Raw genomic sequence first — 22,693 nt, forward strand, 5'->3', positions numbered from 1 at the left:
TCGGCTCACGCCGACAGCTCAGCAGCAATTAAGGACAGACTACGTCTGCCTCTTATCGGCTCCTGTTTGTCGCCTTCGCCTACAAACAGCACACCGTGCTGTTTGCTATACGGCTCAGCCTGACAAGGGGAGCCAAGAGGAACGTAATGCTCCTGCGCGTAATGTGCAGGAGCATTGTCATATTGTTGCGATCATTGCGAGCCGAGAGCCGTGACCTGGCTGTCTGCAATGGACCAAGAGCCATCGAGAGAGCCGGAAACCGAGCGCACTGCACCGGTATCATCCAATACGGCCAGACGCCGATACAAACTGATCTGCCCAGATGCCATGGAAACAATCGTGCCTTCCGGCAGTCGCTGTACAGTATCCGGCCCAGGCACTATCTGTCGATAGGCACTCTGCTGAGTGCCATCTGATGAAGCAGCAGTGGCATATACCAGATTGAGATCGTTATAGAACGTCAGCATGGCTACGTTCTGCACCACACTCACCTGAGTGCAGCTTTTGCCTAACGCTGTCACCTCGTTATTCTCATCTCGGGCAATACCAGTAAGTACCACACCGCTTGCGGCACCACCATGAATAGCCAAGGCCAGTCGCGCCCCTTCCGGCGAAACATTCACGGAAGTCACTTGCCCCGCTTCATCCAGCCAAGGCACGGTGAGTTTTACGGTTTTCCCACCACGGAGCACATATAAGGTCTTGCCATCTTGGGCAACGCCCCAGACTTCTCCGTTCAAGCCTGCTGTCAGCGACCGCATTCTCTTGCCTTCAAACAGCACGCCGCAGGAACCGCCGCTGGCATCCAAGCATTCCGCCACGCCATCCGCGCGCAGTATCGCTCCCCCATTTGAGGAGAAAGCCAGACCTTGCGCGCCGTCATAGCCTTCCACCTCGCCCACGCGCAACGGGCTGGAGCTGGACAGCGACACAATATGCCCACCAGTCAAGGTATATACGCCTACTGCCGGCTGATCGGCGCTGAGCTTCAGCATGGAGTCGGCATCTGAATAGTCCACGCCATCGCCGGTAACTTTCAACGTATATCCGGTATTGCCATCTCCAAGCGTCAATCGGATGCGATGCACCAATATGCCGCGGTCCTCATCGCTTAATGCATTAATGCCATTGGTCAGGTCAACCTCAATGGTGTTGTCTTTTACCGGCACAGTATCCACTGCCAAAGCAACAGATTCCAAATTCTGGCTGTATACCGCTCCTACCAACCAATCAGGAACCGAGGAAAGCACCTCGCGCACAGCTTGAGTTCGCCAATTTCGCCAGCTCAACCATCGCACGTCAGGAACCAGCTGTTTGCCTGAAGAAGATACTTGATACACGGATACTTGGCGGAATACCTGATCAAAATCAGCAGTGGAGATTACTACACCATCGTTCAATGTGGAAATACGCCACTGCCCTTTTTGCTTCACCACGGTGTAGGCGATTTTGGTCGATTGCGTTTCCTGCGCCGGCGTATAAATACCGTGAGCATCCAAAGTACCTACTACCTGCAGCACCACTTCCACGATTAGCGAGCTTTCCACACCCTGCGGCGCAGTCATGGTATTGGCTCGGCGGCGGAATTCCGGCGTACCACTGTAAATCACCGCTGCGTTATCGCCATTCCATGTTGCCGCTGCCGTAGAAGTCAAGAATTCGCGGGCAACTCGGTAGCCATCAGATTGCACGCCGGCTGGCATGGCGTCGTAGAAGCCTTTGACTATGCTTTCCGGCTGCGCATCATCGCTCGGCCCTTGAGGATTGGTGTATGCGCGGCTGGTTTGTTGTTCAACAGGGTCCAGTACCTGAACGTTTCCGCGGGTAGGCAACGCCAGCGGGCTCGAGCATGCCGCTAATGCCACGGAGCAGAACAATGCCACCAACGCGGAGGCTAATGAGGCGTGTCTTCTGATCATTGCTCACCGCCCGTCGTCTCATGACTCTCATGGTGTTGCGTCATATCTTCCGCAATCGCCATCATGCCTTGTGCTTTGCCGCGCTCGGCCACCGGGCTGGACGCCACACCGAAACCTCCTGCAATAGAGAAATCATCCGGTGCCGCACCAGCAAAATCAAGCGGCAAATCGGCATCGGCAATCTCACCCTGGGCGGGATCTCGAGGCAATACCACCAAGAACCACGTGCCCTCCCCCAGCGCCGAACGTACACGAATAGTTCCATGGTGCAGCAGCGCATCGGTCATTGCGATAGACAAGCCTAATCCGGTACCTCCCGTGATGCGCGAACGGGATGGATCGCCTCTCCAGAATCGGTCAAAGATATGGGAGACGGTTTTCGCATCCATGCCCACACCATAATCACGCACGCTCACCACGAGCGCTTTGCGATTGGCGGCAATGCGCACCTCAATTGGCTTGTCTTCGGCAAAGTCCACTGCATTGGCGAGCAGATTCCTGATGATGCGCGTCACTCGCCGGGTATCAACCTTGGCCAACACCTGCACGTTCGGCAGATCTGCATGAATCGCCACCTGTTTGGCGGAGGCGATGCCTTCGACCTGTTCCACCGCATCCATCACTGGATCGCGCACGTCAGCATCCACAACATCCAAAGCTGCATAACCTGCGTCATATCGGGAGATTTCCAACAAATCAGCAAGCATGTCTTGGAATCGATTAATCTGCCCGGATAGCAATTCCACCGTGCGTTTGGTAGCCGGATCGAAATCGTCCTTTTTCATCTCCAGCAAATCCGAAGCCATGCGCATGGTGGTTACCGGAGTGCGCAATTCATGGCTCACATCAGAAACGAATCGTTTCTGCGATACGCTGGCTTCCTCCAACTCGTCGATTTTCTGATTCAATGAATCAGCCATCGCATTGAACGAACGCTGCAGCACACCAAGTTCATCTTTGCGGTTGACTTCCACGCGTGCGTTCAGGTTGCCGGAAGCCAATGTTTCAGCAGCATACGCCACATGCTCCACAGGTCGCACAATGCCACGAATCAGCAGCCACATCACCACGCCTACGGTGACGCTGAGCAATGCGCAAATAATCAATAGGCTGAGCTGAATCTGCGTCAACGATTGCTGCTGCAACGTGTAGGAATAAATGGCGAAGAATTCCAAATTGCCGGCCACACCGTAATCCAAAACCGTACCTAGCACTGCTCCAGGCGTGCTGGAAAACATTGGATTCGAGGAAATATTGAGTTCAACCGGCTGGTAGAACACGTTGCCCTCCACGTCGGATGCCACAGCGGAATGCATGTCTTCGCTAATAACGTCCTCATACGTGGGTTCTGTGGACACCGGAATGATCGAACGCGCGGTGGATTCGCGGCTCCATAAATAGACGCCTACCAGATTGGATGCGCCATCGGACTGCAGGTTCGAGGCCAGATCATTGACCAACTGCTGTATTTGCACGGTGGTGGTGGCATCGGAAGCGTCAAGACCGGTTTGAGCCTGTTCCACCATATTGGAAAAGTCAGCTTGGGCTTGGGATGTGGTTTGCGATAGCAGCGAAGAGCGAACGGAGCTCATCGAAACCATGGAGAATACAACCGCCACGAACAGCGTCAGCAGCACAGTCAGTGCCACGGTTCGAGCCTGCAGAGACCTGCGAACCTCAGAACGCCCGTGCCGCAATAACCATTTAAAACTAAATCGCAGACTGTGCCGAGGAGCCAGAATCGTGGCATGCTCAGAAGGCGTGGAATCTGAAGAATGTGATGATGCTGAGTCAGCCACGATTAGTTCTCAGGAGTCACGAATTTGTATCCAATACCACGCACGGTTTGGATAATCTGCGGATTTTCAGGATCATCCTCCACTTTGGCGCGCAAACGTTGCACGTGTACGTTAACCAAGCGGGTGTCCCCAGAATTCTCATACCCCCACACATCGTGCAGCAACGTAGAGCGGCTGATCGCCTCCCCTGCGGCTTTGGCGAGCACAAATAGCAACTCGAATTCCATAGGAGTAAGGCTTAAATCCTTGCCATCCTTGGTGGCGGTGTGCTCCAAGCGGTCGATAACAATGCCGCCGCGTTCAATATGATTCGTGTTCGCGGCTTCCGCCGAGGAACCGGAATCTCCAGCCGCTACAGGGCGGGCGATGCGGAATCGGGCACGGATGCGAGCCAATAATTCGGCCACTTTGAACGGCTTGGGCACGTAATCATCGGCTCCGGCTTCGAGGCCTGCCACGACATCGGTGGTGTCTGACTTTGCGGTAAGCATGATGATGGGCACATTGGAAGTCTGACGAATACGACGAGCCACTTCAGTGCCGTCCAAACCGGGAAGCATCACATCCAGCAGAATCAAATCAGGCTTGACTGTAGGGAACATTTCCACGGCGCGCAGACCATCCATGCAGGTGACGGTCTGGAATCCTTCGTTCTCCAACACAAGGCTGAGCATTTCTCCGATGGCCTGATCGTCGTCCACAATGAAAATGACTGCCATACTGTGTTCACACTCCTTACCTTGTGCCGCCGGCTTCGTCGAAGGCGTATACCATTCCGTTATACTCTACTCCTACTCTTTGGCTCCATCGCCACCATGCAGAATAGGGCGTATTTTAGCCAGACGCTGACTTACTTCATGCTCATAGCCGCGATCGTTGGGATGATAGTATTCAGTGCCTCGCAAAATCTCCGGCATATATTCCTGAGGCGCAACAGCACCTGGCCAATCATGAGCATATTTATATCCTTCATGATTGCCCCATTCTTTCATCAACTTGGTGGGAGCATTCCTGAGATACAGCGGTACAGCGCCGATTTTGCCCGCGTCCACATCGGCGAGCGCCTGATTGATGGCATTGTAGCTGGCGTTTGATTTGGGCGCTGTGGCTACTGCGATGGTGGCTTCAGCCAGAATGATGCGCGCTTCCGGCATGCCTACCAACGCTACGGCTTGCGCCGCCGCCACGGTGACTTGCAGAATCTGCGGGGCTGCCATGCCGACTTCCTCACTGGCAGCAATCATGATGCGGCGCGCGATGAAGCGGGGATCCTCGCCTGCCCTGAGCATACGAGCCAGGTAGTGGATGGCAGCGTCCGGGTCACTGCCGCGCATGGATTTGATGAATGCGGAAATCACATCGTAATGGTCATCGCCATCTTTGTCGTAGCGCACGGTGGCGGCATCCATTACGGTAGCTACGATTTCAGGAGTGATGATTGGCCGGCGAGCGCCTTTTTTGCGGGCTTCGTCTCCGGTGACCGCTCCTGCAGCTGCTTCCAGAATGGTCAAGGATTTGCGGGCGTCTCCCCCGGCCATGCGCACAATATCCGCAATGGCTTCGTCCGTGGCCTTGACTTCTCCTTTGAGTCCACGGTCGCTGGTTAAAGCGCGATGGACCAGTTCGGTGAGCTGTTCAGGTTCCAAGGATTCCAGTTTGACCACCACCGAACGGGAAAGCAGTGGTTTGATGACCGAGAAGCTCGGATTTTCGGTGGTGGCACCGATAAAGGTCACGTCGCGGTTTTCGACGGCTGGCAGCAGTGCGTCCTGCTGGGACTTGGAGAATCGATGTACCTCGTCGATAAACAGTACGGTTTCCTGACCGCGTGAGACTAGACGTTCGTGGGCGCGATTGAGCACGTCGCGCACGTCTTTGACTCCGGACGTCACGGCGGACAGTTCCTCGAATACTCGACCGGATTGGCCGGCCACGATGGTGGCGAGCGTGGTTTTGCCCACCCCGGGAGGGCCGAAGAGGATTACTGAGCTTGGAGCAGTGAGGCTGCCACGGCTGGCTGGATTGGCGAGGCGGCGCAATGGGGAGCCCTCCCCCAGCACATGCGTCTGCCCGATTACCTCGTCCAATGTGCGAGGACGCATACGCACGGCAAGCGGCCGGGTCATGGTTTCCGGCGCATCCGTTGCCCCAAACAAATCGTTCTCAGTCATACTTGTACTGTATCGCATCGCTCGAACATGCGTTCGATATCAGGAATCGGCGTTGCCGATGCTGTGCTATCTGCAGCCTACGGCCGCTTTCTTCTCTCCCTCAGTCAGCTACGCTGACAGCTCCCTCATCAGAGGGAGCCATAGGAAGGTGGCCACCCCTCGGCAATATTCACGAAAGCTCCCTCGTCAGAGAGAGCCGGATTAGCCTCCCTCTGACGAGGGAGGTGGCATCAGCGAAGCTGATGACGGAGGGAGAGAAGCCACAAATCAAGGTCAGTTACCAACCTTGTAGTCGTAGAAGACTACTTCGCCGGTGTCTTGGGTGGCGTCGAGGTCCACGATGCCTTCGATGGCCCAATCGTGGTCGCCATCGGAGTCATCGATAATCTGGCGCACTTTCCACGTGTGCTCATCCTGCTCGTGGCTGTCATCCAGCATGAACAGCTTAGGCGAACGGGCTTCGGCGTTAATGCCCACGTACTCGTGTTCATCGTAGTAATCGTCGAGCACGTTCTCCCATTCATGCACGCCATAGCCCCAGTCCTTGTCGAGCGCGCCGAGCTTGTCCGGATCGTCCAAATCCATAAGCTGTACGCGGCGGAACAAAGCATTCCTGACCAGCACAATAAGGCCACGGCGGTCTTCCACCACTTGATTCTTCTTACCCGGCGCTGCCAGTGAAGCCGCAGCTTCGGACTGGTCGGAGGAATCGCCCGCGTTCTCCCATTCGTCCACCAACGAGGAGTCGATGGAGCGCACGAGCACACGCAACCAGGAGATAATATCCTCCAACTGTTCGTCGCGCTTTTCCGGCGGAACCGTACGCGCCAATGTGCGGTACGCGTCAGAAAGGTAACGCAGCAGTGTGCCCTCAGATCGGGCAATGTTGTAGCGGGCGATATACCCGGTGAAGTCGGATGCGGTTTCCACCATGTCGCGCACCACGGATTTCGGGCTCAGATAGTAATCATTCGCCCATGGCACATCGTGACGATACTGGTCGAATGCCGCTTCGAGCATATCTTCCAGAGGCTTCGGATACGTGATGTCCTGCAGCTTATCCATACGCTCGTCATAGTCCAAACCATCCGCCTTCATATCGGCGAGCGCCTTGTCCCTGGCCTGACGTTCCTGAGCCCTGAGCACCTGCTTGGGGTCTTCCAGCGTGGCTTCAGCCATGGAAATCACATCCAAAGCATAGGTTTCCGATTCAGGATCCAGCAGTTCGAGCGCGGCCAAAAGGAATGGCGAAAGCGGCTGGTCAAGCGCGAAGTCATCCGGCATATCCAAGGTCATGTAATAGTCCTTGCCACCATCCGGACGATTTTCGGTTTCAATCACCTCGGTATCGAACAACGTCTGGAAAATCTCATCGGCACGCTGATGCAAATGTTCCTTCTGCTCCGGAGTCTGCGCACTGTCATCAATCAAATCTTCCACACGAGCGCGCGCATCGCCGCCTTGTGCCACTTCATTCAGCACCATTGAATGCGTAATCTTCAGATGCGGCACCAAAGTTTCCGGCTCAGCGTCAATGAGCTTATTGAACGTGTTCTCATTCCACGTCACGAAGCCTTCCGGAGCTTTCTTGCGCTTCACCTTCTTCAGCTTCTTCGGGTCTCCCCCGGCTTTGGCAATCGCCTTCTGATTCTCGATTTCATATTCGGGAGCCTCGGCAATCACCAAGCCTTCAGTATCGAAGCCCATACGGCCGGCACGTCCGGCAATCTGATGGAATTCACGAGCCCTGAGCCTGCGCATCTTGGAACCATCGAACTTGGTGAGCGCGGTCAATACCACTGAGTGAATCGGCACATTAATGCCCACGCCTAGCGTATCGGTACCGCAAATCACTGGCAGCAGACTCTGTTGGGCAAGCTGTTCCACAAGTCTGCGGTAGCGCGGCAGCATGCCGGCGTGGTGAATGCCCACGCCTGTGCGCAGCAGGCGTTGCAGAATCTTGCCGAATGCTGTGGTGAATTTCACGCCTTTGATGGCTTCAGCAATGGCTTGGCGCTGTTCCTTGCTGGAAACACCGGTGGAAGCGAGCGCTTGCGCGGTTTCCAGGGCGGCATCTTGGGAGAAATGCACCACATAAATCGGGGTTTCACCGTTGCGGAAGGCCAGCTCCACGGTTTTCTCCAGTGGATCAAGCGTGTACTCGTAGCTCAGCGGCACCGGGCGCGGCGCATCAGCGATAACATCCACATCCGGAGTGTCGTTCAGATCGGAAAGCTTATCCGCCACGGCATCAACGTTGCCGAGCGTGGCGCTCATCAGCAGGAATTGGGTCTGCGGCAGTGTGAGCAGCGGCACCTGCCATGCCCAGCCGCGTTCCGGGTCACCGTAGTAGTGGAATTCATCCATGGCCACAAGCCCCACATCGGCATGGGTACCTTCGCGCAATGCCTGATTGGCGAGGATTTCTGCCGTGCAGCAGATGATTGGTGCATCAGCGTTGATATGACTATCTCCGGTGATCATGCCGACATTGTCGCGACCGAATACTTCCACCAGGTCGAAGAACTTCTCGGATACCAGAGCCTTAATGGGGGCCGTGTAATACGAGCGGCGGCCAGTGCAGAGCGCCGCGAAATGCATGCCGAGTGCCACCAATGATTTGCCGGAGCCGGTGGGCGTATTCAAAATCACATGGTCGCCGGCGAGGATATCCATAATGGCCTCTTCCTGGTGAGGCCATGGTTCAACGCCTTTAACGTCGGTTACCCAGCCGAAGAATCGTTCGTAGATATCATCGGCAGTGAGGTTACGTTCACGTTCATTGCCATCCCATTCGGGCGCCAATCGCCCCAGAGAACCGTATGCTTGTTCCTTCTCGTCAGTCATAATCCTCTAGTCTAGCTGCCTGCGTACTTCCTCTGGGTTCACTCCGGGCTCAAGTGGAGGCCATGTCATATTCATATTTTTGAGCGTGGTGCGCAGCAGCTCGGATACCACGGCTCGTGAATACCATCGATTATCGGCCGGCACCAAATACCAAGGTGCCGCTGCAGTGCTTGTTTTCTCGAATACTTCTTGCCATGCTGCCATGTAATCATCCCAGCGTTCGCGCGCGTCAAGATCGGAAATATCGAATTTCCAGTATTTCGTCGGGTCATCCAAACGCCCCAAGAAATGCTGTTTCTGTTCTTCTCGGCTCACTACCAAGAATATTTTGATGATGGCACAGCCGGAAACAGCCAAGTCACGCTCGAATTCGTTGATCACGTCATAGCGACCACGCCACACATCTTCAGGATACGTACCGTAGATGTGCGGCATCACGATGTCTTCATAATGGGAGCGATCGAATACGCCTATCCAACCGGGGTCCGGCAGCTCGCGTTCCACTCGCCATAGGAATCCATGTTGCAGCTCCTCATCAGTGGGTTTGCCGAAACCGTGATAGTGAATACCCATCGGGTCGCCTTGACGGAATACATGGCGCACAATGCCGCCTTTGCCGGAGGCATCCATACCCTGCAAGATAATCAGCAACCGGCGCGGCGAACCCTTAACACCATTGGCATACATCAACCGCTGGTAGCGTGCGATCTCCGAGGAGCTTAAATCGATGAATCGCTCGCCATCGTATTTGTCACCGTCGAATCCCGGAGTGGAATCGCCGTCCACATCGGTCACGTTCACCCCGTGGTGGAACATCAATCGTTGCGCGGGCGGCAGAGACCACACCGCGCTTAATAAGTCACTGGCCTTGGCGGCATTCGCAAGCCGCTCCGCCACAGTGGGGCTCTCCTCAATCATGCCGATGCGCTCTTCCACTAGCTTCAGCGCCTTGTCAATCCTTTTGCCGGACTTCTTGTCTTCCTTGACCATGCCCTTGATTGTACGTCCGACTCACCATGAAGCGTCGCACCACATAAACAAAAATCCGGGCATTCATGAGATAGTCACTATCCCACAAATGCCCGGATTGATTATTGCGCTTCGGCCGTCAACTACTTGCGGATGGTGCTACGGCGCTTGATAATCAGCACCGTACCGCCTGCAGCAAGCATCAAAGCCAGAGCAGCAATCGGAGCGATTGCCGCACCGGTATCCGCTGTGCGCTTGGCTTGGTTAGCCTTCTGGTTGGTCTTGTTGGCATTGTCAGCCTTGTTGCCAGAGCCGGCTGCAACAGTCAGCGGCACTGTCACCGTGGTCTTGTCGGTGGTACCAACCACGGTCAGCGTGACGCTACCAGCGGCCGTATCAGCAGGAACTGTCACCTTGAGCGCAGCAGTATCGCCATTCTCAACCGCAGCCTCACCCACAGTCTTGCCATTAATGGTGGCCGTGAGCTTAGTTTCGGCAGGCACACCCAGCGAAGTAAGTGTGAGCTTCGAGAAGTTCAGAGTGAACGACTCCCCTGCCTTCACGCTGCCAGTCGGAAGACCGGTAACGGCCACCGCACGGCGATCATAGCGAGGTGCAACCGGATTGTTCTTGCCGAGGTATTCAATCCATGCGTCACGGTCGACCAGACCGGAGTCACGGGTATCAGCTCCTTGAGCGAAGACGCGGAAGTTATCGCCGCCCTCCAGCAGGAAGCTGAAGGAACCGATGCGGTACTTGGCGTTCAGATCCAGCGGCTTGCCGTTCACGGTCACCGAAGTGATGTGATGGCCCTGAGCTGCGTTCGGATCATAGGTGTAGGACACATTGTGCGAAAGGCCCAGCTGCAGGTACGGGCGAGATGGCGTAGTGCCATCCGTAGTGGTCTGCCACTGCTGTTCCAGAGCTTCCTTGAACTGTGCGCCGGTAAGCGTGGTGGTCCACAGGTTGTTCAGGAATGGCAGTACGGCGTTTGCCTGCGCGTAGGTGATGGAGCCATCGGCTGCGAGCGGGCAGGAAGTATTGCTGCCGGTCTTGCACAGCTCGGCACGCAAACCGCCTGGGTTCACCACACCGATTTCAGCACCGCCGCGATCCGCACTGGAGAGCGAGGAGAGCAGCGAGTCAGCCACGAGATTGCCGAGCGTGGATTCGGAACCACGATCATCGCGCTTGCCATCCTTGAATGCAGTGGTGATGTCCGCGGATACGGAGCCGACAACCTTATTGCCTTCTTCAGTACCCTTGGCCACAGCAGCATCCACGATGGACTTGACCTGCTTGACCACCTCATCGCCATTGGCGGCGAGCTCGTCATCAGACTTGCTGGTATCAACCGCCACGTTGCCGGACTTCTCATACGTCACGGCTCCAGTGGCCTTATCGTAATCAAGCACCACCTGGCCAACGTTGGCGGCATAGCTGCCGGTTTGAATAATCGGACGATTATTCTTTGCCGGATCAGTGTACGAATACTTCATGTGCGTATGGCCGGTGAAGATTGCATTGACCGCAGGATCAGTATCGTCCACAATGTGCTTGAACACTGGGCTTGCGGCCTTCTGCTCGTCCAATGTCGGCTTGCCGGTCGTGTCATCCTCATTGCTCGGGGCACCTTCATGGTATTCAGCCACGATCACATCGGCCTCACCGTTGGATTCATCACCATCGGTCAGCTGCTTGGCTACACGGTTCACGGCTTCCACCGGATCGCCAAAGTCAAGGTCCTTGACGCCATTAGGAGAAACCAGAGTCGGGGTTTCCTGCGTGACGGCACCAATAATGCCAACCTTCACACCGTTCACTTCCTGGATGCTGTACTCCTGAAGTGCTGGAGTCTTGGTGCCCTTCTTGTACACGTTGGCACCTAAGTAATCCCACTTGGCATTGCGGTTGTTCTCCGAGCCAATCACACGGTTGACCAGATCGTCATACCCCTGATCGAACTCATGGTTGCCTACGGAGGATGCCTTCAAGCCCAATGCATTCATCACATCGATGGTTGGCTGATCCTTTTGCACCGAGGAGTTGAACAGCGATGCGCCGATCAGATCTCCAGCGCCGAGCAGCAGCGAGGAATTCTGATACTTGCCGCTCCTGAGCTGTTCCACGGTTGCAGCGAACGGTACCGTGAGGTTCTTGTCGATGCGGCCATGGAAATCGTTGACGTTCAACAGGTTAATGGTGGTCGTAGTGGATGCCGGCACGGCGGTTTCGATCCAGCCTTGACGCAGCGAGTGGCCGTTGGTTACACCATCATCGGCCCAGAAGACTGGCTTATACGTCTTGCCTTCAGCGCCGCCTTCCACGGTTTGCGCGTCAGAGTCAGGCGTAATGGCGAAACCTTCCGAGTTCTGTTCGGCGATTTCTGCCGGAGTGGCAGTCAGCTTGGTCAGTTCCAGTGAGCCGTTGACGAACTCGTACGTGCCGATTTTCGCACCGGTTCCGTTGTCGTTGTCGCTTTCGGCAAGAAGTTGGTTGTGCTCGGCATCCCAAGTCAAATCACGCGGACCGTCAAATCCGGCGTTAGATGCAGCATCTGGAAGATCGATCTTGGCAACCGGGTATGCGGTGTCCTCTCCACCTACTGTGGCGAGTGCGAACGCGTAGATGGCGTTGGTCTTCTCCAAGGCGGCGAAGAACAGGCCGCCGAAATCGTTGGCAGTGCCATTCGGGTCGTATGCGTGCACATTGTTCGGGTCAAGATTGGACTGGAAGTTATTGGCAAGCAATGCAGCATCAGGAATGAATGCCACACCTTCAACGCCCAAGTTGGCATCATCTTTGCCGAGCTGAACACCGAATTGCGAAAGCGGAGCAACCAGGTTCCACTCATGGGTTGCCGTCAGATCCTGCGCACCATCCCCATTGGTATCCGTAGCCTTGGCGGTCACGTCATATTGCAGGATGGATGGGCGTGGAGCATTCTTGTTCTCGTTGTCGCGTTCGGCACCGATGAACACGCCCTTCGAGGAATCAAGCTTGCCGTCTGCACCAGGAATCAGCGTTATTGCTTCAGCATCAACGCCACCAGTACCGTCCTTGAAGTGCAGTTGCTTGCCGCCCTTGGTCTGCCCATTCTTGGTGAAGGTCCAACCATCTTGAGGATCCTGCTGCCAAGTGCCGTTCACTTTAACGAACTTGTTGATGGAGCCAGGACCTTTATCAGTGGTGTTGCCAAGCGTTGGGTTGAGATCATTGTCCGCGGCCCACAGCACGTCGGATGCGCTGGTGCTGCCGCTCTCGTAGACGAGGCCAGAAAGATTGCCGTCCGTATGATCGCCGGACTGCCCTTTAGCACCGAATTCGCCGGAAGCATCAATCGGCGTCACGTTTGGCAGACCTGGCCATGCGCCCACGGTCAGGCTCTCTCCAGGATCCGGAGTGGGCGTAGTGCTCGGGAATTCATTGGCGGCACCAGGCGTAGGCTTATCGCTTACCTTAAAAGTGCCATCATCTGCACGAGACCAGGATTGCGCACTGGTCATCTTGGTGGAAAGCTTCCAAGTGGTGGCATCTACTTGGGCGGAAGCATCATACGTATTGCCGACCTTTGAAGTCAGGTATACGGAGTCGGCGTCAGAGCCAAGCCCAGGGTCTCCGTTGTAATCGATGTAGGCAACAAGATAGCCGTTCGGCTGAATCAAGGTATCAGTGACGACTTCCTTGTCAGTGCCGATGGTGTAATGCTTATTCTGTTTCTCGTCGTAGATGCCCCACCCCTTGACATCCACAGGCGCAGAACCAGTGTTCTTCAGCTCAACCCAATCGTCTCGCTGCGCTTCAGGATCGCCAAGTTCCTTGGTATTGCCGGCAAATACTTCATTGATGATTACGGATGGCTTGGCAGGCTCTTCAGCGATTGCCGCAGGCGCTACGCCGGCGATTCCTGCCAAAGTGGCGATAGAAGCAGCAAGCGCAATAATGCGCTTCGCCCCTCGCCTTAATTCGACATGTTGATTCACTGCTCTTCCCCTTCCTCAATATCCATGTGCAATAAGCCACCGTGGCTTTTCGCTGAGCAGTCATGGACTTACAACCGAGCGTAAGGAGGGAAGATGAACCGGCTGCCCTGTCTGGAAGAATACAGGGAGTCGGCAAGTTGAACTCTGGCCGAATTTCTTCAGCTGATGTACAGGTTTATCGAGGATTACGCCGACGCAGCAGCACGCCAATAAGCAATGCTGCTACTGTGCCCACCAGTACGGCAGTCAGAGCCGGCTGCTGGGCGGCATGCAATATGGCAAGATCAGGGCCTGCCGGAGCAGCGCTGTTCTCCCCCGCCGCCGCATCCGAGGCTGGATGATTGCCTTTATCCGCATATTGCGCGTTTACCACAGTCGGCCCGTTCAGCGTCACCTGGTCTGCCGTTTCCACTTTGGTTACATCACCATTGGAATTGAGCGTCACTCGAGCGCACAGTGCTTTGGCCCAGTCGATGCGCTGCCAACCGTCAGAGGATTCCCACAACGGGTATCCGGAGTCCAATGCCGTAGCTTTCAAAATCGCGTTTCGTTGATCCGCATGAAGCTGTGGGTATGCCAGACGCAGCACATCGGCCGCCCCTCGCGGAGCTACAAATTCAGCGCCGGCTTGAGACTTGTCCTGAGGGAATGTGTACGTCATGCGAGCCGTGTAGACGCGTACGGCTGAGGCTTGATCTTTCACTGGCTCAGTGGCCACCGGGTCAAGGAAATCATTCGTGTAGCCGCCCGTGGAATTCGCTTTGAGATTGGCGATGCATTCGGCCAATGTGTCTCCATGACGATCGGCTTTGCATCGTTCGGTCAGATAATCACGAAGTTGCCTTGCCGCGGGAACAATCGACGAAGCGAATTCGTTATGCCAATACTGGCCGTTTTGTGCAGAAGCACCAATGCGACCGCCCATAATATCGAGCGGATAATGCACACCCAGCACAATACGGTTATTGCCAGCCTCTGATGTGCGAGCCATGATCTGCGGCGCAAGCTCAGGCAAAATGCCAGCGAGCGCAATACCCCAGGAATATGCGCCGGTTGTATGACCGGATGGATAGGAACTGTTCTTCTGCAGTGTGGAATATCCAGGAATATGGTCCAACCAGGAGGGTGACTGCTCAATATCAAGCGTGGCTGGCAAACCGGCCAAATCATTTGTGCCGCCCAGTGTGCTTTGCGAACGATCCAGATATGGCCTCGGGTGCATTGCCGCACGCTTGGATTGGAAGGTGGACGCCACATTGAATTTGAACAAATCAGAGATCTTGTTCAGCTTGCCGTCTTTGAATCCTTCACTCATGTATTTGCCGAGTACTGGCCCTAGCGCATCCGGAAGGGTTTCTTCGCCGTACAGATCGGAATCGATCAGCGCACGTTTGCGCTGCGCAGTCAGACCGTTCTTGTCTGCGTTTTCGGCACCGAGGTGATTGATGGCTACGGTCAAATCCTCATCCAGTTTCATGGTCTTCGCGTCGAGCACTTTGCCGCCATGCGTGGCATCCACGGGCGCCTGCCAATAGTTCTTCTCATAATCGGAAAGCAAGGCCACCCAGTCAGGGTTGGGAAGCTGGTCAGCTTGCGCAGTTGTTGGTATGGCTGCGCTTAACGCCAACGGTAGGCATAGTGCAATAGCAAAAACGGAGGATAGGTTCCGGAACGTCTTCATACGTTCCAACCTATCCTCCGTTTGGCTACGTAGCCTTGAACTCGATAGAACACTTGGTGAACTCTTCGTACCGCCTTAGCCACAACTTAGATGGTGTGAAGAGTCGCGCTACAACCACAGTGCATCAGATCTTCGGCTTGCCTCCGAACTTGGTATGACTCGTATTGATGTCATTGCCATGCTTGAACACGGTACCGTGATCGGAATGCTCGTGTTCTGAGGAGGAAAGCTTCGGATTCTTGGCCTTGGGGCTATCCGGCTTACCGGTGTCGCGCTCGTGCTTGGCTTCCGATTCCGGCTGAGTGACGTCATAGCCCTGCTCGTACTTGGTTCTACGCCAGTTACGAATGGAAGCGTTCGTACCACGATGGTGGACATGGTACTTACGCGGCGTACCGCCAAGCGGCAGTTCTTCGACTTCCTTGGCCACGGCGATCTGGTTCACGTTGGAAGCGTCGCCGGCTGCAATCGGAGCGACTGGCTCCGGTTCGGCCGGCGCGGCGGTACGCTGCTGCATACGCTCAGGCAGCCATTCAGCGAGTCTGGAGAGCAGCCAGCATGCGATGAAGTAAATAACCGCAGCCATAACCAATGTTTGCAGAATGTTGAAGTACATCGAACCCAGTCGGCGGGATTCCTGCAGCAAATCGGTGTACATGATGATGGAACCGAGAGCGGTATCCTTCAGCACCACGACCAGCTGGGTGACTGCTGCCGGCAGCATGGCGTATACAGCCTGCGGCACTTCGATTTCCATCAGCGACTGGGTTTCGGTCAAGCCCAGCGCCAAGGAAGCTTCACGCTGACCGCCAGGCAGGTTGCCGACGCCAGAGCGCACCAGCTCGGCTACCACGGAACCGTTGTACAGCACCAGAGCCAAGACCACTGCCCAGTAGGAGGGGCTGGGAAGGCCAGCAAAAGCGAACCAGCGCCAGAAGAAAATCATGAGCAGCAGCACCGGAACAGCGCGGCAGAACTCAACGATAACGGCAGAGACCGTGCGGATCAGCGGGTTCGGCAGCAGTCGGCCAACGCCGAATACCAAGCCGAATACCACAGCGCCAACCACAGCAAGCACAGTGGCCTTAATGGTCATCCATAGACCTGGCAGGTAGAAGTCAGTCCAAGCTTCACGCTCGACGACCGGCTTCCATAGCTCCCAGCTCAGCTGGTTTTCACCATCCGGCGGGTTATGCAGGCGCATGAGGATCAGTACCACAATGATGGCGAAGATAATGCCCGCCACCCAATTGAGGATACGAATGGTCCGGCGTCCCTTGGGGCCGGGCGCGTCGAACAGTACGGAATTTGCAGTATCAGCCATTGGTCACCTCCTCACGGCGAGCTTGTTGGACAGGTACGTGGTGAGCATGCCGATAGGAATGATGAGAATCACGTATCCGAATGCGAAGATCAGGAAGATCTGAATGATGACATCCGGGCGGAATTCGATCATCTGACTCATCAGGGATGAGGTTTCCGTAGACACCGAAGCGGCGGCGGCCACCGTGGAGTTCTTCAGCAGTGCGATCAGCGTGTTGCCGAGCGGAGCTACGGAACCGCGGAATGCCTGCGGCAGAATGATTTCCGTAGCGGACTGCATGAAGCCCAAGCCCAGTGCACGTGCGGCTTCGGCCTGGCCGAGCGGCACGGTGTTGATGCCTGAACGCAGGGATTCGCAGACGAATGCCGCGGTGTAGAGGCTCAGGCCGGTGACGGCAAGCCAGAAGAAGTTCGTAGCAAACGTGTCGGAGAAGCTGAGCTTGAGCTGCGCGTATGCGCCCAACACCATGAACACCATGATGATGGTCAACGGCAGGTTCTTGAACAGCTCCACGTAGGCGCCGGCCACAGCCCTCAGCGAGGAGATCGGCGAGATACGCATAACGACGAGAATCACGCCGAGGATCATGGAGAATAATGCGCTCCACAGCGTCAGTTCAATGTTGACGAGGAATGCGCCCAGCACATCATACTGGCTGAAGAGTTCGAGGAATCCGTTCATCAGTCGCTCTCCCCCTCGTCCGGAGTGGGCGGGTTGTATCGCACATCAGGCGTGTAGTTGGTGCCCTTAGTGTTGTCGCTGATAGCGTTCTCCCAGGAACCATCCTGAATCATGTCCACGATGGCGTTGTTAATCTTCGTGGCGAACTGCGTATCGCCCTTCTTGATGCCTACGCCATAGTATTCCTGGGTGAACGGCTTGCCGACCACTCTCAGCTTGCCACGGGAGGCGGAAGCCAGGCCGGCGAGAATAATATCGTCGGTGGTCACTGCATCCACGATGCCGGAGAACAGTGCGGTAGCGCATTCGGCATAACCCGGCTGTTCCATAAGCTGCACTTCGGAAGCGAACTTCTCCTTAACGGTTGCAGCGGAGGTCGAACCGGTCACCGAGCACAGGCGCTTGCCGTTCAAATCTTCAGGGCCGTTGATGGACTGATCATCCTTACGCACCAGAAGATCCTGACCGGCCACAAAGTACGGGCCGGCGAAGGACACAGCCTTCTTGCGCTCATCCGTAATGGAATAGGTGGCGAGAATCATGTCTACGTCACCGTTCTGCAGCATGGCTTCACGCTGTTTGGAGGGGGCTTCCTTCCAAATGATCTCGTCTTCGGAATAGCCGAGCTTCTTGGCGATGTACTTGGCTACATCCACATCGAAGCCCACGTACGTGCCGGACTTCTTGAAGCCCAGACCCGGCTGATCGAACTTGATACCGATACGAATCTTGCCTGCCTCATCCTGGCCGCATGCCGCAAGCGACATGGTGCAGGCCAGTGCGCAGGCGGCTGCGATAACGCGACCCGCCGTGCGTTTGAATCGTTTACTGAACGTCATACGTGCACCCTCTTTCAGTGGGTGAGGATCTTCGAGAGGAAGTCCTTGGCACGGTCGGTCTGCGGATGCTCGAAGAATTCGTCTGGAGTGTTCTCTTCGAGGATCTGGCCGTTGGCCATGAATACGATACGGTCGGCAGCCTTGCGAGCGAAGCCCATCTCGTGGGTCACGCAGATCATCGTCATGCCTTCATGGGCGAGCTCGACCATAACGTCGAGGACTTCGTTCACCATTTCCGGATCGAGTGCGGAGGTCGGCTCATCGAACAGCATGACCTTCGGGCGCATAGCCAGTGCGCGGGCGATGGCTACACGCTGCTGCTGGCCACCGGAAAGCTGAGATGGCATCTTGTTGGCCTGAGAATCCACACCCACGCGGGCGAGCAGGTCCATGGCCAGCTGTTCGGCTTCCTTCTTCGGCATATGACGCACTTTGATTGGTGCGAGCGTCACGTTTTCGAGAATGGTCTTGTTGGCGAACAGGTTAAAGGACTGGAATACCATGCCCACTTCAGCGCGCAAGCTGGCCAGCTCCTTACCTTCCTGAGGCAGCGGCTTGCCGTCGATGCGAATGTCGCCGGAATCGATGGTTTCCAAACGGTTGATCGTGCGGCACATGGTGGACTTACCAGAGCCGGAAGGTCCGACGACCACGAGAACCTCGCCCTTGGTCACGGTAAGATTGATGTCTTTCAGGACATGGAGATCGCCGAAGTGCTTTTCGACGTGAGTCAGCTCGACCAGCGGCCGATCTGCAGGTTCATTGCCCGGCACCAGAGGCGTCACAGGGCGTACTTCTTCTTGTTTCTCTGACATAGAGGGTCAGTATAACGGCACTGTGTTACCGGAATCACACCAGACGGACATCATCTGTTCATAATATGAGACAACCATGTTCGCTCAGCGGCATGTATGCTCACATGAAAGATCACGAAAGCATTGGAAAATCAGCAAACAGAGCCAATTCACCACCTACAAGGACTGATACTTTCTTGCATAGTCTTCTTACTTTCAGGCGCGAGGCTTACCTAAGGCAGAGACGAACTGCACGCCTGGAATATCGGCGAAAATGGAACCGTCCACCACAAGTTTGGACGGGCGAACGCCGGAGCCCAAATACAGTTTCGGAATCGACAAAATATGCTGGTCGACCAGCAACGGCCACTCATCGGGCAAACCAATCGGCGACATGCCGCCGGATTCCATACCAGTGGCCTCCACGGCCGCATCAATGGGCGCGAAGCTCACCTTGGACACCTCCAACGTATGCTTGACCACACCATTCAGGTCGGCACGCGTGTCCGCCGTGACAAATGCTGCGGCGAATTCAGGCGGCGCCTTGCGGGTCTTGTGCGTGTGAACCACCACCACGTTGCCGGTAATCTCGAACGGAATACCGTACTTCGGGCACCATAAATCAGTATCCGACTCCTCGTCGGTGTTGATGGTCACGCCAAGAATTTTCTCTTCCGGCACACCGGCCGCCACTAACGCGTTGAGCTTGTCGAACACCGGCTTGGCCAGCAAATCCCCATCATGCCAGTCCAGAATCTCTAGCGTCATAGTTATCAATCCCCCTGTTGCAACACCCATGCAGTCTTGTGCTAGCCCAATATAACCGTGATGCCACCGAGCAACACCGCGGTTCTTATACATGTTGCTTATGGCGGTTTATAGTGCTCTTACTCTCACCTACAGTGCAACAATAGAAGCATGAATCTGCGCGGAAACGACGCACCCAGCGCTCACCAACGTATGCACATACTTACAGCCCCAGTCAACAGAACACTGGTTGTATGCTGCGCGCTCATCGCATGCTGTGTAGTGGCTGAGACGCTTCTGCGCTGGCAAAGCGGGCACGTACTGTCGTATCTGCTAATCCCCTGCTCAGCCTTGATTTCGTTGGTATTGTTGCCGATTATGCCGCAGTCCGGCGCTTGGCTAGCGGTCATGCTGTATTGTGTAGGGCTGGTTTCACCATTTCCGATGTCGTATTCGTATTCCTTGGCCATGGTGCTCGCAGTGGTTCTCATCTGGCGAGAAGGACATGCGATGGCAATACTTGCCGCGCTGCTCGGCATATCTGCCTTACTTATTGACCGTAAATTATTGTTTGGCTTAGGTCTATCCGATTCGGTAGTCATCTCATTCGCATATTGCATGTTTGCTGTAGTAATCGGCGTGGTTTCTCGCTGGCAAGCCGATCGCGCCCGTGAGGCTGAGCAAGCTCGGCGTCAATCTGAGCGCGATGCCATCGCCCGTACTCTGCATGATCGTATTTCCAATGATTTGGCGTATGCAATTATGCGCATCGATCATGATGGCATGACGAAACCTCACGAGTTGCGCAGTATCCTCACGCAAGCACTTGCCGACACTCATCGCGTCATTGATGCGCTTGATAACGCATCCGATGATTCCGATGCAACTCCCGCTCCTGCTTCGCATGTGCAATTCGCTGATGCCATTATCGACTGCATCGACGAGCAGGAAGCACGACTGCACGCACTCGGATTTAATGGGCAGACCATGATTGCTGCATTACCGCAGTCGCTCTCTTCCGAACAGGTTGAACTGATAGTCGGCCTTCTCAACGAATTGTATACGAATATCGCTAAGCACGGTGACGCAACGCACGGGTATGTGATGTCTATTGGACACGACAATTCCAATGTCATTATTACCGCTGCTGACACGCCATTGCAGGCAGTACAGCATCGTACGGCAACGGATCAGCTAGGAATTGGCAGCGGACTTAACCGGTACCGCAACATGGGCATTGATATCCAGATCTGCAACGACCATGCCGACCAGTGGTCGATGACCGCACGAATTCCGACTGCTACCGCTGTTGCGAAAGAAAAATCCGAATCGCCTCTGATCGCGTAGTCACGCCAAGCTTTGCCTTCACATGCTTCACAACGACGAACACGGTGGAAGATTTGATACCGAGTTTGTTTGCGATTTCCTCGGTACTGTAATTCGCCGCATACAGCTGCATTACTTCCTGCTCACGTTTCGATAGGCTGATATTCGATTGCATATCTTGAAGCAACGCCGCATGTGCATCTGCCGCAGTCAGGAATCCTTCGCCGAGAACATTACCTTGTGCGATTTCAGCAATGGCTTCAGCCAGTTCGCGCGGCGTCACACTTTTGTCGATAAGTCCCTGTGCGCCCGCGTCAATGGCGGGTCGACGATAATGATGCAGCGAATATGAGGTGATGCATAATACGGCAGGCTTTTGCTGAGCTTCACGAATACGGCGGCACACCTCTGCACCAGGAATATCGGTAAGTGACATATCCAGCAGCAGTACATCAGGTACCGCTGCTGCTCCCTCATATAAGCAGTGATGCAATGCTTGAGCACCGGATTCCACAGCCCAGAGCACGTTTGCCCCGGCCATTGCGCGACCGACCGTTTGCGCAAGCATTACCAGCGCAAACCGATCATTATCCACAACCCCAATCGTCGTCACATATCCATCATGCTTCGCTGTTGCTCCATCTGCAAATCCGTATTCGGCCAAGAAGTGCGAAAATCACGCATACAGATAATCTGTAAGCGGCGTGCCTGCTGCTCAGCTTGCCAGGCACACTAGGTGTATGGCCGCTTCTATTTCCCATACTTTGCTTCGTCGACGCAGCATAGTTATAGCAATAATCATTGTTATCGCACTTGCTATAGCATTACCTCTTGCCGCATATACCGATGCGCAGCGTTACATCACTACGCAAGATCCGGTGTTTGCTCTTCGTTCCACATCCACTATTGCCAAGGGCACTCGTACTGAATATCACGGCGCTTGGTACCGGGCCATGGTTATTCGTTACAATGACGCCAATCAGTATGCGCATTGGCAACAGGGATTCGGCGACTTACAGAATCCGCCGGTCACTCCGCGCACAATGATTGATGCCATTAACCGCAAGATACGGCAGCAGGATATGAAGGACGCCCAGAAACGAACTGATGATGAAGGGCGTGTGCTCGACTGCGTGTATTCGAACGACGATTATGCCGGCGCATGCACTACGACACCAGCTGGTACTGGTCTCGTCACTTTTTCTCGTGTCCGCATTCTTGACTGGTCAGTGGATGGCGATGTGCTCAAAGCTTATGTGTATTCGCTTTCTAACACCTTTTTCCTATCCGCTGACGGCAACCATATTGTGCTCGATAGTGGCGGAGAAGCCACATGGACAGCCTCGTTTCGTTATACCGATAGCCAATGGACATTACAGAATCTGAAGTTGGCAGGTGATGGCGTGAGCTCGGAGAGTATTGTGCAGTCCGACTGGCCGCGAAACGTGCAACGCATGTTTCTTCAATTGCCTCATCAGAGTGGACGAGCAAACAGTAATCAGACCATGTATCACGCGATTGTCAACGACGCGCGAGCCCATTTCGCCGCACAGACCAAGGACACCCATATATACGCCCTCAATAACGGCGGGTTCGTTGATCTGGAAGATTGA

The 22,693-nt window shown here is 55.2% G+C and carries 16 protein-coding genes; 2 read left to right on the forward strand and 14 right to left on the reverse strand.

Annotated elements, in window-relative coordinates; genetic code table 11:
• Positions 1 to 191 precede the first annotated feature (191 nt).
• From AC1AY0_RS01635 to AC1AY0_RS01695, 13 genes are all read right to left on the reverse strand, one after another.
• The gene (locus AC1AY0_RS01635; protein ID WP_476525609.1) at positions 192 to 1,919 is read right to left on the reverse strand and encodes an LpqB family beta-propeller domain-containing protein; all 1,728 of its coding nucleotides are present in this window, start codon (positions 1,917 to 1,919) and stop codon (positions 192 to 194) included.
• Positions 1,916 to 3,640 carry an MtrAB system histidine kinase MtrB gene (mtrB, locus tag AC1AY0_RS01640; protein WP_476525933.1) on the reverse strand — a complete coding sequence of 575 codons (1,725 nt, stop codon included), beginning with the start codon at positions 3,638 to 3,640 and terminating at the stop codon, positions 1,916 to 1,918. The genes AC1AY0_RS01635 and mtrB overlap by 4 nt, the downstream gene beginning before the upstream one ends.
• Positions 3,641 to 3,720: 80 nt before the next feature.
• Positions 3,721 to 4,437 carry an MtrAB system response regulator MtrA gene (gene mtrA / locus AC1AY0_RS01645; RefSeq protein WP_476525610.1) on the reverse strand — a complete coding sequence of 239 codons (717 nt, stop codon included), beginning with the start codon at positions 4,435 to 4,437 and terminating at the stop codon, positions 3,721 to 3,723.
• Positions 4,438 to 4,509: 72 nt separating this feature from the next.
• Positions 4,510 to 5,889 (reverse strand): replication-associated recombination protein A, encoded by a 1,380-nt coding sequence (locus AC1AY0_RS01650; protein WP_476523369.1) that lies wholly within the window; start codon positions 5,887 to 5,889, stop codon positions 4,510 to 4,512.
• Positions 5,890 to 6,162: 273 nt separating this feature from the next.
• Positions 6,163 to 8,736, reverse strand: a complete 2,574-nt coding sequence (locus AC1AY0_RS01655; RefSeq protein ID WP_476525612.1) for a DEAD/DEAH box helicase — start codon at positions 8,734 to 8,736, stop codon at positions 6,163 to 6,165.
• 6 nt (positions 8,737 to 8,742) lie between these two features.
• Positions 8,743 to 9,726 carry a PPK2 family polyphosphate kinase gene (locus AC1AY0_RS01660; protein WP_476523365.1) on the reverse strand — a complete coding sequence of 328 codons (984 nt, stop codon included), beginning with the start codon at positions 9,724 to 9,726 and terminating at the stop codon, positions 8,743 to 8,745.
• 122 nt (positions 9,727 to 9,848) lie between these two features.
• Entirely contained in the window at positions 9,849 to 13,688 is a 3,840-nt protein-coding gene (locus AC1AY0_RS01665) for a 5'-nucleotidase C-terminal domain-containing protein (RefSeq protein WP_476523364.1), read from the reverse strand.
• Positions 13,689 to 13,863: 175 nt separating this feature from the next.
• A complete protein-coding gene (locus AC1AY0_RS01670; RefSeq protein WP_476523363.1) occupies positions 13,864 to 15,369 on the reverse strand; it encodes an acid phosphatase in 1,506 nt (501 codons plus the stop codon).
• A 124-nt stretch (positions 15,370 to 15,493) separates the two neighbouring features.
• Positions 15,494 to 16,693 (reverse strand): amino acid ABC transporter permease, encoded by a 1,200-nt coding sequence (locus AC1AY0_RS01675; protein ID WP_476525614.1) that lies wholly within the window; start codon positions 16,691 to 16,693, stop codon positions 15,494 to 15,496.
• Between the two features lie 3 nt (positions 16,694 to 16,696).
• Positions 16,697 to 17,374, reverse strand: coding sequence for an amino acid ABC transporter permease (locus AC1AY0_RS01680; protein ID WP_214376180.1), 678 nt, complete (start codon positions 17,372 to 17,374; stop codon positions 16,697 to 16,699).
• Entirely contained in the window at positions 17,374 to 18,213 is an 840-nt protein-coding gene (locus AC1AY0_RS01685) for a glutamate ABC transporter substrate-binding protein (protein WP_476523359.1), read from the reverse strand. Before AC1AY0_RS01685 ends, AC1AY0_RS01680 begins: the two co-directional genes overlap by 1 nt.
• A 14-nt stretch (positions 18,214 to 18,227) precedes the next feature.
• The gene (locus AC1AY0_RS01690; RefSeq protein ID WP_476523358.1) at positions 18,228 to 19,028 is read right to left on the reverse strand and encodes an amino acid ABC transporter ATP-binding protein; all 801 of its coding nucleotides are present in this window, start codon (positions 19,026 to 19,028) and stop codon (positions 18,228 to 18,230) included.
• A 195-nt stretch (positions 19,029 to 19,223) separates the two neighbouring features.
• Positions 19,224 to 19,775, reverse strand: coding sequence for a YbaK/EbsC family protein (locus AC1AY0_RS01695; protein ID WP_476523357.1), 552 nt, complete (start codon positions 19,773 to 19,775; stop codon positions 19,224 to 19,226).
• A 261-nt stretch (positions 19,776 to 20,036) separates the two neighbouring features.
• Here AC1AY0_RS01695 and AC1AY0_RS01700 point away from each other — a divergent pair, with 261 nt between their 5' ends.
• Positions 20,037 to 21,101 carry a sensor histidine kinase gene (locus AC1AY0_RS01700; protein WP_476525616.1) on the forward strand — a complete coding sequence of 355 codons (1,065 nt, stop codon included), beginning with the start codon at positions 20,037 to 20,039 and terminating at the stop codon, positions 21,099 to 21,101.
• Here AC1AY0_RS01700 and AC1AY0_RS01705 read toward each other — a convergent pair.
• Complete coding sequence (locus AC1AY0_RS01705) at positions 21,055 to 21,693, reverse strand: response regulator transcription factor (RefSeq protein ID WP_476523354.1); 639 nt, start codon at positions 21,691 to 21,693, stop codon at positions 21,055 to 21,057. The genes AC1AY0_RS01700 and AC1AY0_RS01705 overlap by 47 nt on opposite strands.
• A 127-nt stretch (positions 21,694 to 21,820) precedes the next feature.
• Between AC1AY0_RS01705 and AC1AY0_RS01710 the strand changes: the two genes are divergently transcribed.
• Complete coding sequence (locus AC1AY0_RS01710) at positions 21,821 to 22,693, forward strand: hypothetical protein (protein ID WP_476525618.1); 873 nt, start codon at positions 21,821 to 21,823, stop codon at positions 22,691 to 22,693.

The organism is Bifidobacterium sp. LH_416, assembly GCF_056357055.1.

What these genes read in the sequence shown, in the direction of transcription:
- AC1AY0_RS01635 (WP_476525609.1), bottom strand. Translation starts at nt 1,919, where the DNA reads ATGATCAGAAGACACGCCTCATTAGCCTCCGCGTTGGTGGCATTGTTC.
- mtrA (WP_476525610.1), bottom strand. Translation starts at nt 4,437, where the DNA reads ATGGCAGTCATTTTCATTGTGGACGACGATCAGGCCATCGGAGAAATG.
- AC1AY0_RS01650 (WP_476523369.1), bottom strand. Translation starts at nt 5,889, where the DNA reads ATGACTGAGAACGATTTGTTTGGGGCAACGGATGCGCCGGAAACCATG.
- AC1AY0_RS01655 (WP_476525612.1), bottom strand. Translation starts at nt 8,736, where the DNA reads ATGACTGACGAGAAGGAACAAGCATACGGTTCTCTGGGGCGATTGGCG.
- AC1AY0_RS01660 (WP_476523365.1), bottom strand. Translation starts at nt 9,726, where the DNA reads ATGGTCAAGGAAGACAAGAAGTCCGGCAAAAGGATTGACAAGGCGCTG.
- AC1AY0_RS01670 (WP_476523363.1), bottom strand. Translation starts at nt 15,369, where the DNA reads ATGAAGACGTTCCGGAACCTATCCTCCGTTTTTGCTATTGCACTATGC.
- AC1AY0_RS01675 (WP_476525614.1), bottom strand. Translation starts at nt 16,693, where the DNA reads ATGGCTGATACTGCAAATTCCGTACTGTTCGACGCGCCCGGCCCCAAG.
- AC1AY0_RS01680 (WP_214376180.1), bottom strand. Translation starts at nt 17,374, where the DNA reads ATGAACGGATTCCTCGAACTCTTCAGCCAGTATGATGTGCTGGGCGCA.
- AC1AY0_RS01685 (WP_476523359.1), bottom strand. Translation starts at nt 18,213, where the DNA reads ATGACGTTCAGTAAACGATTCAAACGCACGGCGGGTCGCGTTATCGCA.
- AC1AY0_RS01690 (WP_476523358.1), bottom strand. Translation starts at nt 19,028, where the DNA reads ATGTCAGAGAAACAAGAAGAAGTACGCCCTGTGACGCCTCTGGTGCCG.
- AC1AY0_RS01695 (WP_476523357.1), bottom strand. Translation starts at nt 19,775, where the DNA reads ATGACGCTAGAGATTCTGGACTGGCATGATGGGGATTTGCTGGCCAAG.
- AC1AY0_RS01710 (WP_476525618.1), top strand. Translation starts at nt 21,821, where the DNA reads ATGGCCGCTTCTATTTCCCATACTTTGCTTCGTCGACGCAGCATAGTT.